Consider the following 15604-nt stretch of genomic DNA (forward strand, 5'->3'; position numbering starts at 1 on the left):
GAAAGAAGCAGGTGAAAAAATGGTCCATCTAATGTCACTACCTCCCTTTCCTACAAGTTCATACGAATCCCTGCAAAAGAAATGTAAAAGGTTTTATTATTGGAGAAGATTTGATGCTTCCTTTTCATAGCGAGGTTTCTTTATAGATTCGATCATAGTCTTGAATCAATTTTAAATCTAATTCAGTGATTCCCCGTGCGTTCCATGATGTGAGTTTTAACGTGATGAGCAAATAATCAATTGAAATAAACGGATGATGGTTTTCATCTTCTGATAATTGAGCAATTTCGTTTACAAATTTGATACCAGTTAAATATGAGCGGAAGCGGTACTTCTTAACAAGCCATTTATTATCATGAACCGTCCAACCCTCTACATCTTTCAGCTTTTCCTGTACAATCTCTAATTCAAGCTTCTTCATTATCTTCAGCTCCTTTTTAGTTTAGTTTACTATTCCAATCTGCTTATGTAAAAAATGCTCTTCACAAAAAAAAGACCGAGTGCATGACTCGGTAAAAGTAATTACAGACCGTATTATCTATCCTTTAAAGGATGCTTAGAATTGTGAAAGTAAGCAAAACAACACAGACAAAGGTCTCACCAATGACAGAGCCTGTTTTGGTTGTAAAAGGGAACCGGACGCTCATTTTTATCGGGTAAAGCAAACGAATCCCCCTAGGGGTCATAGCATCTAGGATAAGATGACTTACGATCCCAATAAGTAAACCAGCCTGAATATCTGCTGCTCCATTGATCATCAAAAGGTTCGTCAACCATGTAATAAGAAATAAGAATAACAGACTGTGTGTAACGGAACGGTGCCCAAAAATACGAAGTAAAAAATGAGAAATAAACGGAACCATTCGTCCGACCATAGACTTCGGGTGACAAATATCCGGTATGACTGAACCGAATAAAGCTGCACTATAAAAATAGAGAGTTTCTTGGACGTGGACGTCAAAAAGCTGTGTAGAAATGGTGGCAGCAGCAAGGCCGCCTAAAATATGTGTAGGTCCTTTCATGCTGTCACGTCCCTATGTAGGATTACTTAACAAACTAGAATGTACGTTTGTAATTTGCGAGGCAAAGTCCATTATACCTCTCTTAGAGCTTTAAAATCAATCAGGTTTTGTAAATCGTTAAAATAGCAAAAAAAAGTAACCAACTCTTATTAAGTTTAGAGACTGATAGCGTATAGGTAACTTTGTTCTTATTGCCGGCTTTCGCTTTTCAGATAATTTTTGTTGTCTTTGCTCGCCTTCTAATGCAGGTTAATCAAAACAATTACGATTTAAAGATTACTCTTGCACGATCGGTGCTGATGGCAATGGATCTGGAAGCTGAGCCCATTGGTCTTCTCTTTCCATTTCTCCTTCTGTTAATAAGCAACGATCAAGCATTCTCTCAATTTCCTTCTGTTGAAGTTCAATCCCGATAAACACCAATTCATTGATTCGATCTCCATACGTTTCATCCCAATATCGGTTCACTTCGATTTCCTCTGCTAATATTTCCTCTTGCTCCTCTTTAGGTAGAGCAGCTACCCATTGACCCGCTGCTTCAAATAAGATGGAAGGCCCTGCTTGGCTTAATAAAACGGCATGGTCATGTCTTGTTGCTAGCCATAGAAATCCTTTCGCTCGAACCACTTCATCTGGCCAATCTTCCAGAAATTCCATCAGACGCGAGGGATGAAATGGACGCTTTCGACGGTAGACAAAAGAAGAAATCCCATATTCTTCGGTCTCTGGTTGATGCTCTTGTTGAAGTTCTTTTATCCAACCAGCAGATTGACTCGCTTTTTCAAAATCAAATCGACCTGTATTTAAAATATCCTCTTTCTTTACTGCCCCATTAGAGGTGCGAATAATATTCGCTTCAGGCTGCAAAGCTCGAATCACTTTTTCTAATTTATCAAGCTCATCTGCTTCTACTAGGTCACATTTATTCAAAAGTAAAACGTCACAAAATTCAATTTGGTCAATTAATAGATCAACCACTTCTCTTGTATCCGTTTCATCAGCGGCAAGATTCCGGTCCAATAAGCTTTCTCCTGATTCATAGTCATGCCAAAATCGATACGCATCGACAACCGTAACCATCGTATCTAGTCGAGTTAAAGACGTGAGGTCAATCTTCATTTCTTCATCTATGTATGAAAAGGTTTGAGCGACTGGAACAGGCTCACTAATTCCTGTTGATTCAATTAAGATGTAATCCACTTCACCAGCTTTTGCTAGCCTTTCCACTTCAACAAGTAAGTCTTCTCGTAGCGTACAGCAAATGCAACCGTTTGACAGCTCTACAAGCTTTTCATCTGTTCGAGTGAACTGCGACCCACTTTTAATAAGGTCAGCATCAATATTAATTTCACTCATATCGTTTACAATAACAGCGAGCTTTAATCCCTCTCTCTGATTTAAAATATTGTTTAAGATCGTTGTTTTTCCTGCTCCTAAATAACCACTAAGTACCGTAACAGGAATTCGTTTGTCTTGTATCATCATTATCCGCTCCTTTTTAACAAATCGTAATAGTTACGATTTATAAGTTAGAATTATAGTAGATAACGTTCCGTTTGTAAATAGCTTACTGCGTGATTCTTTTAAAGACTTGGTTTAATAAATGTGAAGAATGACTGTTAAGTACCAAATCTTAGAATGACCTCTCGCTTTTTTATGAATAAAAACCTATTTTTACCGAACTTTTTTTAAAATATCCGTTTAACATTCCTCACTGATCTGTAGTAATTTGATACATGATGAAACACCTATGTAGTAAAAAGCGACACTCTCGAAAACATAGATTCGTTGTTGTCTTAAATTATTGCAGGTTACCCTCCCCTCGTCGTTGGCACTATTTTTGCATATTTAAAAGCAACATCTTATTTTAAAAGGAGTAACTCTTCACGATTTTAGGAGTTCATGGAGGGATTTCAAAATGAGGAACCAAAGAGCGTTTCAAGCAGGTGATGTTGTTAGAATCATTAATCCTAACAATCTGCTTTATGGAGAGGTTTCAATTATCGATTCTCAAAAAGAAAATTATTATATTTTAAATCTATCTAATGGTAAAAAAATCACATGCTATCATCAAGACATTGTTTCTTGTTTAAGCTATAAAGAATACAAAAAATTATTAAAAGCACACCTAATTCAATTGCAAATTTTAGCTGTTGATTTAGGTGATAAAAAATGGTTTGAGGAACTGGGCGAAATATACGACAAATTTCAGCTTTATGATGTGCAGAAAGAAATTTTCAATGAACATAACTTAGGAGAAAACATGGAAGGAGAAATCAGATGAAGAAAAAAGTAAGGTGGGGTCTAGTTAATTCGTTAGAAAATGCACACAAAAATGTATTACAATTGATCGATGATTCTTGCATAGAGATCTATACCGGTGCAAATTTTTCAGCCTTACTGAAGGAGCCAACAATTGATGCCATCTTTCTTCCCACCATAACCGATCAGGATGTCGAGTTAATTCTATCTTCTGCTTGCACAAAAAAACAAATTCTTTCTACAAACTTTGCACAATTAAGTGTTCAAAAAGCCTATGAATTGGTTACTTACTGCAAAGAAAATAATATTTTTATGGTAGATGCAGTTTATCACTCATTGATTGCTGCTTTAACGACCAAAATCCAGGAAGGGACCGTTGGTACGATCAAAATGATTAGAGCAAGCTTCTTCAAAACTCCTGTCCAACATGACGTTAATAGTAAGGAACAGCCAAAAGCTGGAGCTTTACACACCTTGGGCTGGTATTGTATCAATACAATACACTATCTTGTCGATCATGACCCGCTCATCATCACCTCAATGGGAACTGTTAATCATGACGCCGTCGATACAACGACAATCGCCCTCTTACATTATCCAAATCAAGTACATGCCGTTGTTGATTGCAGTATTGAGCTAGATTCGCTTCACCGATATGAGATTTTCGGCACGAATGGAGCGATTACGCTTTTAATTGATGATGATATACTATATTCTCCCGTTCATGGTGTAAAATACGTGAATGATTGTATCCTACAAAATCGAAAAACTGAACACTTTGAAAGTAATATTTTGAGTAGCCTAAAAGCCATTGATGGAATTCTTCAATCAATGAAGCAACAATCTACCATGTCCTTGACAAAATCAAAAAAGAAAGCTTATCGATGGGGAGAGGAATGCGGTATCGCCTCACTTTTGCAAAGGTTATAATTATTTTATGCAATTCATAAAATAACACTTTATAGATTGAAAGGCTTAACATGAAGAGGCGGGCATGATAGGCTAGGAACAGCCTGGATCATGCTTTTTCTCGCTAGTGATCCTGCCCGCGAAGGCTCCATTTCAAATTATATTTAACTTATATTTTAATTTTTTATCCATTCATTCATCGTTTTATCAATAATTATCTAGGAAGGCTATGCGTTTTCCTTAGCTTTACGATAGCTTTCTAACCCTTTTTGACCAAAGAAAAACATGGCCATCAGCTCATCCTTATCCTCCCATTTCTCAAAATCCTCTGGTAACCATTCATACAAATCTGAAATGGCTGCCTCCTGAAGCATTTTTGAAACAACAACCAATTGATGAGGTTTGATGCGGTGTTCTTCCTGACAAGCATTCATCAATTTCGTAAATAAATTTAGGACATTATTCTGCTCTTCGTTGTTCCAAGAAACGGCTGCAGTGCTAAATTCAATGATAAGGCTCGATACTTTTTCTCGCTCCTCATGTCCTAATTCACTCCATAATACAGGCTCCATGAAATCATTCCCCTTTTCTCATCGTTTTATTGTTTACAGACTCATGATTATGAAAATCGTTCTAAAATTTATCTTTTCTTATAGGATGAAACGGCTTTTAGCTTCCTATAGATTGTACTTCGATGAATTCCAAGCCTTCGTGCAGCCTCTGCTACATTACCATTTACCTTCTCTAGCGTAGTGAGAATAAATTGTAATTCTTTGTCTTTTATACTCGTTTCTTTAAATTCCTCATTTTGCTTTAGCATTCCTCTCGATTCAATTTTCTTATCATCGTTAAATGATTCTTCATTCGTTTGAATATGCTCTCTTTGGTTTATTCTATTTTTGCTTATTTCAACGGGTAAATCGCAGATATCGATAAAATCTCCTGATGTATTTGTAGCCAATCGATAGGCGATATTGCGAAGTTCACGGACATTTCCTGGCCACCTATATTCTTGAAGTATGCGCAGCACCGACTCATTTACCTGTAAAGGTGAGCGACCTATTTCTCTACATGCTTTTTTTAAATGGTAATCAATTAATAAAGGGATGTCTTCCATACGATTTCTAAGAGACGGGATATGAATACAAAGAATATTGAGGCGATAAAAAAGATCTCGACGAAACTGTCCGTTTTCTACAGCTGTCAAAAGATCCCGATTTGTAGCAGCCACGACTCTAACATTCAAGGGGATAGGCTTTTGTGCTCCTACAGGAACAACTTCACCTTCCTCCAAGACCCGCAATAAAAACGTTTGCATTTCTAAGGGCATTTCACCAATCTCATCTAAAAAGATGGTACCACCTTGAGCTTGTTTAAACTTTCCTGCTTTTCCCCCTTTTGCCGCACCGGTAAATGTTCCCCCCTCAAAACCAAATAATTCACTAACCCCAAGCTCTTTAGGCAAGGCACCACAATTTACTGCTACAAATGGTCCATCAGCCCTTTTGCTGGCATTGTGAATCGATTGTGCAAATAATTCTTTTCCTGTACCGCTTTCACCTTCAATTAAAATCGGCAAGTCTGTCCCAGCTGCTGAAAGTGCTTCTTTGATAGTGGACGTAAATATTTTTGATTGTCCGATCATGCTTGAAAAAGAATGCTTAATTGTAGAAGCGTTTACCTTGATTCCTTCATACTTAGGAGGAACTGCATGCACGATTAATCCAATAGGCCGTCCTTGATCCGCATAAGGAACCGTAACAAATTTCCATCTTCCTTTCGTTGTTTCAACCTCCCAGCTTTCTTCCGACGTTCGTTGCAATATTTTTGGCGGCAAGCCCATTAATTGATGATTTTCATCAATTAATTTATTTTCATACAGTAGAGGATCAGCTTTTATTACGATACCTCCCATATCCAGAGCAGCTAATGGAATAGTAGGTGTTCTCATCGTTGCTTCAAAATAATTAGCCAGCATCTTATAACGATCCATTTCTAACTCTTGTCGAATTTCCCCCTCAATCGCTCGTGCAATTGTTAGGACGACCGAAAGGGTATAAGGATGAGCGCCCTTCCATAATCCTGTTAAATCAATGACACCTAAAACTTCATCTGTAAGGGGATCAAGAATCGGGGCTGCAGAGCACGTCCACTCATGTACTTCTTGGCAAAAATGTTCTGCAGCAAATACTTGAATAGGAGATTTCGTAGCTAGCACCGTACCAATGGCATTCGTACCTGAATCATTTTCAGCCCACGATGAACCGACAACAAAGTTCATTTTTTCAGCTTTTCCCTGTAATGAAAACGCCCCATCAATGTGGTTAATTTCACCTTTTGAATTAGTGATGACTAATAAATTGTTCATTTCAACAACCTTGTCTTTTATATCTCTTAAGTAGGGCAATAAATGTCGATATAGTCGACTATTAACAAATTCTTCACTGGCCTGCTGATTTGATGATATAATCGGTGCGCGAGTCGCAACAGGGTCCACACCTTTTCTTAAACAACGTTGCCATGACTGCACCATTTCCGGTCTGAGACTTAGATGTTCAGGAATTTTTTTTTGAATGATAAAATGCTCCCAGATTTCTTCAAGTCTATTTCGTTCCAATTTATGATTCGTATATGGTTGGAATGGTTTAATACGGTTGTTCATATTCTCACCCCCAAATAAACGAGCTTTAGAAATGTCTTAATCAAACATGAGACTTCGATGTTCTCTCTCTTTTATCTTCACTTAATTTATTCTTGTTAAAAGATAGATTACCTTTTTTTAAAATTCAGAATTTTTTACTTTTTAATATAGCTCATTCCTTTACGTGTGCGAGTTTTGCATTCACAGTAAAGGAATGGCTTTGATGAAACCTAATGTTTTTAAAAGTAGACATTGTTACATTTAACAATAACGTGCTTACATGTTTATTTTTTATTCAATTTCTAAATGGAAATCACTCATAAATCTCTGCCCCGCCTCCATGAGAAGGTCCACTCGTCGGATCATCAATCTCTGGTTTGTCTGTGATCAATGTTTTTGTCGTAATAATCAACGATGCAATAGAAGCAGCGTTTTCAAGGGCCGAGCATGATACTTTAACCGGATCAATAATTCCATTTTCAATTAAGTTCACATATTCTTCCGTCAAAGCATCAAAACCATGTCCAATTGGTAGAGATTTTACTGTTTCCACCACTTCAAGTGGATCAACACCTGAATTTTCGGCAATGGTTTCTAATGGCGCTGACAATGCATGGAGTACCACCTTTGCACCCAATTGTTCATCCCCAGTTAATTGCTCAACTAAATTTTCAAGTATGGGTGAAGCATGCAATAAAGCTGTACCGCCGCCAGCTACAATTCCTTGTTCAATGGCAGCCTGAGTTGCATTTAAGGCGTCTTCTATTCGTAATAATCTCTCCCTCCGTTCAACAGCCGTAGATCCTCCTACATAAATGACTGCTACACCTTCTGACAAATTTGATAATCGTTCTTGTAGTTTTTCTTTTTCCCATTCTTGAGCAATGTCCTCAATTTGCATACGCACATGTTCTTTTCTCATTCTAATTTGTTCTTGATCTCCGTATCCTTGAATAATTTCTGTCTCATTTTTGCTCACCCGGACTTGGCGAGCTCTTCCTAAATCTTCAACTGACATACTTTCTAAGTTTCGTCCCATTTCTCCAGAGATTAATTGTGCCCCAGTCATAACAGCAATATCTTCCAGCGCTAATTGGCGAAATGGACCAAATTCAGGAGCACGAACTGCGACCGTTTGCAAATTCCCTCTATTTTGATTCATGATGATCGTTCCTAATACGTCGTTTCCAACATCCTCTGCAATAATTAGTAAAGGTTTACCGTCTTTCAACAATTGATTCATAATCGGAACAATTTGTTGAATCTTATCTATCTTTTGGTCGGTAACTAAAATGTATGGTTCATCAAGAATGGCTTTCATTCGGTCAAAATCGGTCACCATATTATGTGAAATATAGCCTCTTTCAAATTGCATGCCCTCAACAATATCGAGCTCTGTAATGGGAAGTTTTGAGTCCTCAACCGTAACAATCCCATCTCTACCAACTCTCTCAATCGCTTTTGCTATCAAATTGCCAATTTCTCTATCTTTTGAAGAAATCGAAGCAACTTCAGCAATTAATTGATTTGTTTCAATCGGTATCGCCTTATCTTTTAATTTTTTTACTACTTCTTGGATTGATTTTTCAATCCCTTTTTTAAGAGTCATTGGGTTGGCTCCTTCTCTTATAAAACCTAACCCTTTTTTGATCATTGCTTGTGCAAGGATCGTCGCAGTTGTCGTTCCATCGCCTGCCATTTCATTCGTCGTACTGGCTACTTCTCGAACGAGTACCGCTCCCATATTTTCAAAGGAATCCTCAAGCTCCAATTCACTTGCAATAAATGCGCCGTCGTTTGAAATCATGGGCGTTGCAAACGGTCGATCGATAATTGCATTTCGCCCTTTAGGACCTAATGTGGCCTTTATAATGGTTGCAAGTTTATCTACTCCTCGTTCAAGGGCAGCATGTGCATCTCCATCCAACTTGATTAACTTTGGCATAGTGGGTTCCTCCTTCCAGCTTTTTATCGTTTATTGATGGCAAGTATGTCGTTTTCTTGAATAATTAGATAATCAGTATGATCAATCGTGATTTTCGTACTAAGTTGTCGATCAAAGAGAATCACATCCTTCACTTGTAAATCTGGTTCCTCTGAACCTGTGCCTATAGCCAAAACCTGTCCCATATCCGGTCCTTCTTTATATGAATCTGGTAACACTATTCCACTTTTCGTTTGTTCCTCATGGCCAATTTCTTTTACTAGAATTCTCTTGCCCAATGGCTGAATTTCCATTGTTTATGATCACTCCCTTCATAAGAATCAAGGATTTCAAATCGTATCCATGGCTAGATTATTTGTTTTGTTAGTAAAGAAAGAAATCAGGGGCTAACCTGACTTCTTTTAAAAGCGCTCGATTTAAGGAACTAAGACAGCACGACCATTGATCTTCCCTTCCTCAAGCATTTTAAGTACATCATTTGCCTCATCAAGTGAGTATTTTGAAGAGTGGAGCTTTACCTTACCACGAGCATGCAATTCCATTAGTTCATAAAGTTCATTGTAGTTCCCAACTAAACTTCCAATGATGCTAAATTCATTATTAATGATGTCAATGGATGGAACTGTAACTGTTCCTCCGTAGCCAACAACAAAATAATGACCTCCCTTTCTTAACATTTGCAGACTATCGTTATGAGTCTGGTCCGTTCCAACAAAATCAATAATGATATCTGCTCCAACTTCGTTCGTTAAACTTCTTACTTGAGAGATCGCTCCATCATTTGCTTCCACTGCATGGGTAGCTCCTAAATCTAAAGACATATTCAACCTGTCCTTGTCGATATCGAGGGTAATAATGTCCGCATTCCCCAATTCCCTCATCACCTGAAGACCAATATGTCCTAATCCCCCCATCCCAATCATCAATGCTTTTGTACCAGGCTTCGCTAATGGTGCAGCTTTTCTTACGGCTCGATAAGCGGTTATGCCTGCATCTGCAAATGGTGCCACATTTTCAGGTAGGACACCTTTTGGTAAAGGAATTAGTGCTCGATCAGAGGTTTTTAAATACTCCGCATACCCACCATCTACGGTAAGACCTGGAAATTTCAGCTCTGGACAATGCATATCCTCACCGCTTCGGCAGCTTAAACAGTATCCACAGCTTGCCACTGGATGGACAATGACAGGATCACCTACTTTAACGGTTGTGACACCTGAACCAACTTGGTGAACCCACCCTGCATTTTCGTGACCGATCGTATAAGGTAAGGCTGTGCTGACGATATGATCCCACATCCCTTGGATCAAATGTAAGTCCGTATGACAAACGCCAGCTCCTCCAATTTTTACGATGACATCTGTAGGGTTCGTAATGATCGGATCAGGGACTTCTTCAATTTTTAAAGGCTGATTAAATTGATATAGACGTGCCGCTCTCATACATCACACACCTTCCGTATTTTTTAAAATAGCAGCAATTCAAGCTGCGGTAGACATTCGTCAGATTTTCAACCAGAAATGAAATCGCTTTCATACTTTTTCGGTGCAAATGGCTGCCGCTCCTACTTTATATTTAACGACTCATTGCACCTTCTTCATTTGTAGATGGCAGATTATAGCGTGCTTCTAGTAATCCTCTACAATAATGACCATTGAATTCCATGCTTAATCTCGTTCGTTTTAAACCGAGTAAATATTCAGAAAATGTCTCCAAGCTTAAGACATCCCCTTCAGGTGTTGTGAATGCCTCATTTCCTCCGTGATCTAACCATAATTTTTTTTCTAAATATTTCTCTCTAAGTACAGGTCCTTCTTCCTTAAGTGGAAGTGCATAAAACGCTTCCAAAGAAAGCGTGACGATATCCTCCTTTTGAAGTCCTTCTTTGTTCAGTAAATGCTTGATGATCTTTTCTTGTCTTGCATAAAAAGCTTTGATTTGAAACGTTTTCCTTAATTCATCAAGCTCAGCATCTGAACCACCGAAGCTTCTTAAAGATTCACTAAATGCTCTCTTACTGTTGACACCTTGGTTAATTTCACTAGAGTTACAATGATCAATCAAATTCACCTTAACCTCATGAACCCAATTAAGCTGAGAAACATAGTCATGAATGTCTTCAGCCATAATATAAGCAAAATTTGGAGAGCACCAATAGGTCGGCAACCGAAAAACAACTTCAACTTTATCGTTTTCAATCACTATACGATCAATAAAACCCAAGTCCGTGAGCGGTTGATCCAGCTCCGGGTCGTACACCTTATCTAGCATGTCATACACCTGTTTTTCCTTGTCCATCTTCTTAGCACCTCCTGTTCGATAGTTTGATAACGCTCTCGTTAGGATTTATGCTCTTTGTTTTGCTAATGGACAGGATTTTAATTTTTCCTTTTGAGCTTGAATGTCAATGTTATAAAGGGCAGCTGCATTTTCACCTAAAATTTTCTTTTTCACATTCAAATCAAAGGTAACGCCTGTTTCCTGCTGAATGTCTTCTGGCAGTTCCATTGCAATAAACTTTTCAATTAACCAGCTTGGCTCCCAAAGGGCATAATCACTACCAAAAAGAATGCGATCTTCATCGAGCCAATATAACAATTCACTAATGATTTCTGCAAAGTACCGTGGGCGTGTATGAATGAAGGCCATGGCTACAGATAAGCCACCGTAGACATTTTTCTCTTGTGTCGCAATCCAACAGAAATCTTCTAATCGAGGAAGTCCAACGTGTTCTACAATAAAGTTTAACTCTGGGAAACAGCTCGCAGCATCATCAATATCAGCCACATCAAATGCATCTCGATTTAACGGAGTAATTGTTGGTCCTTTATGAACATGAATATTTTTTATTCCTAGCTCTTGACATTTTTCCAGATATCGTTTTGCTGAATCATCTGATAGCTTATATCCTTTTGAATCACCGACCCAATCTGCTGTGTATAGTTTTATACCTTGCCAATCATACTTATGTTTATTTTGTTCAAGAATTTCTAATCCACGTTCACCATGCCGTGGATCAAATGTACCGTTGCAGATTAAGCGGTTCGGATATTTTTTTGAAAGTTTTTCGTTCTCATCAAAATCTCCGAATCCATTTTTATAAAATTCTTTGAGGTAAACCGGTTGGAAGATTCCCATATCTACATAGCTTTTTACAAATACATCTTTCGTCAGTGTTTCAGGATCATACTTAAGAAAGTTTTCCTTTGGCCAGACATATTCTTCTGGGCTTAAATTTTTATGGTAATCATAGAAACAGCTAATAAATTGGTCACCATGAATGTTTAATTGATTTTCCTTGCTTCCATCCCACAAATGAATATGAGAATCAATGACAAATATTTCTTCGCCGTCTTTCGTCTTATACATAAGATTACCTCCCCAAAATATTATAGCCTCTTTTGCCGATACATTCGTTCTTGAAGTTCGTACATTAGATGGATGAAAAACAGGAAATTCCCTCTACCTCACACCCTTTCATCATCATTGAGACCCATTTATAAAATGCATGGAACTCACTCACTTATATTGCAATTATCATGCCAAGATTTTTGTACCAACAGTTGTAAAATTCAAAAGGAAAAGAAAAAAGGATGGCAAAGCACAATCCCTTTATACGCAGACTTGTCGCCTTAAAGAATCATTAAATAAGCATTCATACATGTATCACTTATTCCACTATGTTGCTACAGATTCGCAATTCGAAACGAAGCTGTAGCATTTTGCGACAGATCTTAAACATGAAACAATCATTTCCTCATTTATCAACCAAACAAAGTTATAATATTCTGAAAATAATTATAATTCTTTTATTAGAACGACTAAAAAGAGTTTGAAGGATGATCATCTACCAACGATCGTCTCTTTACTTCGCCTAAATTTTCATTCAACTTATTATTACTTTCCTAATTATATGCGTCCATCGCTTTTATAAATTGGCATCAGATTTGCATAAGAAAATGGTTGAAAAGAATGTAACGATTCTTTTCTAAAAAATATGTAAGAGGAGGAATAAGCTTATGGCAACATCGTTGTCGAAAATTAGGTCTCAACGCAATATGAGCATCAGTGAGGCTCATAAACGCGTGAAGGACTTGGCATGGACACCTGACTACGCCCAGGAAGCCATCAAGTATCCGACAGATTACAAGTTTTCCAAAGCACCAAAAGACACCATGAAGCAAGTATTGAATTCGTATTTCGGGATGGAAGAAGAGAAGGATAACCGAGTTTACGGAGCCATGGACGCTGCTTTACGCGGAAACATGTTCCGTAATGCAGAGCCTCGCTGGATTGAATGGATGAAACTCTTTTTGGCTATCATTCCATTCCCCGAAATTTCTGCAGCTCGGTCTATGGCGTTATTAACGAACGTTGTACCCAATGACGAGTTAAAAAATGGCTACACAATGCAAATGATTGATGAGTTCCGACACTCAACCATTCAGATGAACTTGAAGAAATGGTACATGGAGAACTATATTGATCCTGCTGGTTTCGACATTACACAAAAAGCATTTGGAAAATGTTATGCTACGACAATCGGGCGTCAATTTGGTGAAGGTTTTATTACAGGTGATTCCATTACAGCTGCAAATATTTATTTGCAAATTGTCGCTGAGACAGCTTTTACCAACACGTTATTTGTTGCGATGCCATCAGAAGCAGCTGCAAATGGTGATTATGCACTTCCTTCCATCTTCTTATCGGTTCAGTCTGATGAATCACGCCATATTAACAATGGTTATGGGACGTTAATGATGGTCTTGAATGAACCTGACAACCATGATCTATTAGAACGGGATATGCGTTATGCTTTCTGGCAAAATCACGCAATCGTTGATGCAGCGATCGGCACAATCATAGAATATGGTACGACGGATCGACGGAAAGATAAGGAATCCTATGCTGATCTGTGGGAAAAGTGGATTTATGAAGACTATTATCGTAGCTACATGATCCCGCTAGAAAAATATGGCTTAAAAATTCACCATGATGATGTAGCAGCTGCTTGGGAGCGTATAACGAAAAAGAATTATGTTCACAAAGTCGCTCAATTTTTCGCAACGGGTTGGCCAGTAAACTTTTGGAGAATTGGCTCTCTTAACGAATATGATTATGAGTGGTTTGAGTCTAAATACCCTGGCTGGTACAACGAATTTGGCACATGGTGGGAGCACTATCGCGCACTTTCTGAGCCTGGTAAGACACCAATCGCGTTTGCGGACGTTGGTTACCAATATCCTCACCGTTGTTGGAGCTGTATGGTACCATGTGTTATCCGTGAAGATTTTGTTGTTGATGAAGTGGATGGCGAGTTATACACCTATTGTTCCGAGCAATGCCGCTGGACACATAAAGTCGCTTTCGCAGACAATTACAACGGTCGTCCTACTCCAGCAATGGGACGCTTTAGTGGAAAAAGAGAATGGGAAGAGCTTTATCACGGTATGGATTTAGCTGACATTCTTCAAGATCTAGGCTTCGTTCGATCAGACGGAGAAACGTTAGTGCCACAGCCTCATCTTCATTTTGATGATGATAAAATGTGGAAGCTTGAGCATTTAAAAGGGTATGAGTTCAGGAGTCCCCTTGTAGATTTACGAGCAATGGACCCAGTGCAGCGTGAAAAGCATATCAAAGATTACCAAGCTGGGTTTACGATTAAACCAATTTAGTTAAATCGTATCGATCTTTTTAAAATAATTAAACATCAGCTCCACCTATTAGGAATCACCGGAGCTGGTGTTTAAAACACAGGGGGGAACTGTTCATGACTTACAAAGTTACACTTGAGCCAGTTGGAATTGAAATGGAAGTCGAAGAAGATGAAACGGTTCTTGAAGCAGCTTTTCGGCAGGGGATTGCCTTGATGCATGGCTGCAAGGAGGGGCAATGCTCGACCTGTAAGTCAATGTTAATTGATGGGGACATTGAAATGGAGCGCTACTCTACTTTCGCACTTAATGAGATGGAAAAAGAAGAAGGCTATGTCCTTCTCTGCAAAACAATCCCCTACAGTGACTTAACTGTTGAATTACTACAATTTGATGAAGAAGCATTAAAAATGTCTGTACCGATAAAAACTTGCTCTACCGTCGTTGAAAAGATTGAGTCTCTCACACACGATATCCGCAAACTATCCTTGAAAATAGAAAATTCAGAGCAACTAACCTTCCATTCTGGACAATTTGTTGATATATACCTTCCAGGAGAGGATACGTATCGCTCCTATTCAATGGCAAACACGCCAAGTCAATCCAATCGACTGGAGTTTATGATTAAAATTTTCAAAGGTGGTAAGTTTTCAACCTTACTCGATGAAAAGTTGAAGTTGGGAGATCAACTCACGATTCGAGGACCCTTTGGAAACTGTATACGCCGTGATGAAAATACTGGAGATATAATCCTTCTTGGTGGGGGTTCTGGCATGGCTCCGTTATGGTCGATCCTTAACGATATGGCTGAAAAAAATGTGAAACGAAAGGTGACATTTTTTTACGGTGCTCGTACGAAAAATGATTTATTTTATTTAGAAAAGTTTAAGCAGATTGCAAGTAAGTTAGAGGACTTTACATTTATCCCCGCCCTCTCCGAATCAGACCCTTCGGATAATTGGGACGGAGAAACAGGACTAATCACCGAAGTACTTGAACGCCATATCGACCCAAGTCTTGCAAAGAGTGATTTAGAAGCTTTTCTATGTGGACCTGCGCCGATGATTGATGCTTCGATTGAAGTTCTTAAACGTAAGGGTGTAACTTCAGATCGAATTTTCTTTGATAAGTTTGTGCCCGCATCTGTTTAATAATAGGATTGTCATCT

14 protein-coding genes are annotated in these 15604 nt (G+C 38.4%); 4 read left to right on the forward strand and 10 right to left on the reverse strand.

Going from position 1 to position 15604, the window contains the following annotated elements:
* Positions 1-124: 124 nt before the first annotated feature.
* The 3 genes from BLT_RS0110905 to BLT_RS0110915 form a co-directional block, all read right to left on the reverse strand.
* Entirely contained in the window at positions 125-421 is a 297-nt protein-coding gene (locus BLT_RS0110905) for a 4a-hydroxytetrahydrobiopterin dehydratase (protein WP_017727827.1), read from the reverse strand.
* A 124-nt stretch (positions 422-545) separates the two neighbouring features.
* Entirely contained in the window at positions 546-1022 is a 477-nt protein-coding gene (locus BLT_RS0110910) for a metal-dependent hydrolase (protein WP_017727828.1), read from the reverse strand.
* 276 nt (positions 1023-1298) lie between these two features.
* A complete protein-coding gene (locus BLT_RS0110915; RefSeq protein WP_017727829.1) occupies positions 1299-2504 on the reverse strand; it encodes a GTP-binding protein in 1206 nt (401 codons plus the stop codon).
* 436 nt (positions 2505-2940) lie between these two features.
* Here BLT_RS0110915 and BLT_RS0110920 point away from each other — a divergent pair, with 436 nt between their 5' ends.
* Together BLT_RS0110920 and BLT_RS0110925 are read left to right on the forward strand one after the other, a co-directional pair.
* Positions 2941-3306, forward strand: coding sequence for a hypothetical protein (locus tag BLT_RS0110920; RefSeq protein WP_017727830.1), 366 nt, complete (start codon positions 2941-2943; stop codon positions 3304-3306).
* Positions 3303-4214 (forward strand): Gfo/Idh/MocA family protein, encoded by a 912-nt coding sequence (locus tag BLT_RS0110925; protein WP_017727831.1) that lies wholly within the window; start codon positions 3303-3305, stop codon positions 4212-4214. The genes BLT_RS0110920 and BLT_RS0110925 overlap by 4 nt, the downstream gene beginning before the upstream one ends.
* Positions 4215-4420: 206 nt before the next feature.
* Here the strand turns inward: BLT_RS0110925 and BLT_RS0110930 are convergent, their stop codons facing one another.
* The 7 genes from BLT_RS0110930 to BLT_RS0110960 all read right to left on the reverse strand — a co-directional run bounded on the left by BLT_RS0110930 (position 4421) and on the right by BLT_RS0110960 (position 12148).
* Entirely contained in the window at positions 4421-4765 is a 345-nt protein-coding gene (locus BLT_RS0110930) for a hypothetical protein (protein ID WP_017727832.1), read from the reverse strand.
* Between the two features lie 68 nt (positions 4766-4833).
* On the reverse strand, positions 4834-6855 hold the full coding sequence (locus BLT_RS21780; protein ID WP_017727833.1) for a sigma-54-dependent Fis family transcriptional regulator: 2022 nt from the start codon (positions 6853-6855) through the stop codon (positions 4834-4836).
* A gap of 292 nt (positions 6856-7147) precedes the next feature.
* On the reverse strand, positions 7148-8779 hold the full coding sequence (groL, locus tag BLT_RS0110940; RefSeq protein WP_017727834.1) for a chaperonin GroEL: 1632 nt from the start codon (positions 8777-8779) through the stop codon (positions 7148-7150).
* Between the two features lie 23 nt (positions 8780-8802).
* Complete coding sequence (locus BLT_RS0110945; protein ID WP_017727835.1) at positions 8803-9072, reverse strand: co-chaperone GroES; 270 nt, start codon at positions 9070-9072, stop codon at positions 8803-8805.
* A 123-nt stretch (positions 9073-9195) separates the two neighbouring features.
* Entirely contained in the window at positions 9196-10221 is a 1026-nt protein-coding gene (locus tag BLT_RS0110950) for an NAD(P)-dependent alcohol dehydrogenase (protein ID WP_017727836.1), read from the reverse strand.
* A gap of 133 nt (positions 10222-10354) precedes the next feature.
* Positions 10355-11077 (reverse strand): iron-sulfur cluster assembly protein, encoded by a 723-nt coding sequence (locus BLT_RS0110955; RefSeq protein WP_017727837.1) that lies wholly within the window; start codon positions 11075-11077, stop codon positions 10355-10357.
* 48 nt (positions 11078-11125) lie between these two features.
* On the reverse strand, positions 11126-12148 hold the full coding sequence (locus BLT_RS0110960) for an amidohydrolase family protein (protein WP_017727838.1): 1023 nt from the start codon (positions 12146-12148) through the stop codon (positions 11126-11128).
* A 650-nt stretch (positions 12149-12798) separates the two neighbouring features.
* On the opposite strand from BLT_RS0110960, the gene BLT_RS0110965 reads away from it, so the two are divergent.
* Together BLT_RS0110965 and BLT_RS0110970 are read left to right on the forward strand one after the other, a co-directional pair.
* A complete protein-coding gene (locus BLT_RS0110965) occupies positions 12799-14457 on the forward strand; it encodes a methane monooxygenase (RefSeq protein WP_017727839.1) in 1659 nt (552 codons plus the stop codon).
* Positions 14458-14552: 95 nt separating this feature from the next.
* Positions 14553-15587, forward strand: a complete 1035-nt coding sequence (locus tag BLT_RS0110970) for an NADH:ubiquinone reductase (Na(+)-transporting) subunit F (protein ID WP_017727840.1) — start codon at positions 14553-14555, stop codon at positions 15585-15587.
* Positions 15588-15604: the final 17 nt, after the last annotated feature.

The organism is Halalkalibacterium ligniniphilum (assembly GCF_000334155.1).
GTDB classification, from domain to species: domain Bacteria; phylum Bacillota; class Bacilli; order Bacillales; family Bacillaceae_D; genus Halalkalibacterium; species Halalkalibacterium ligniniphilum.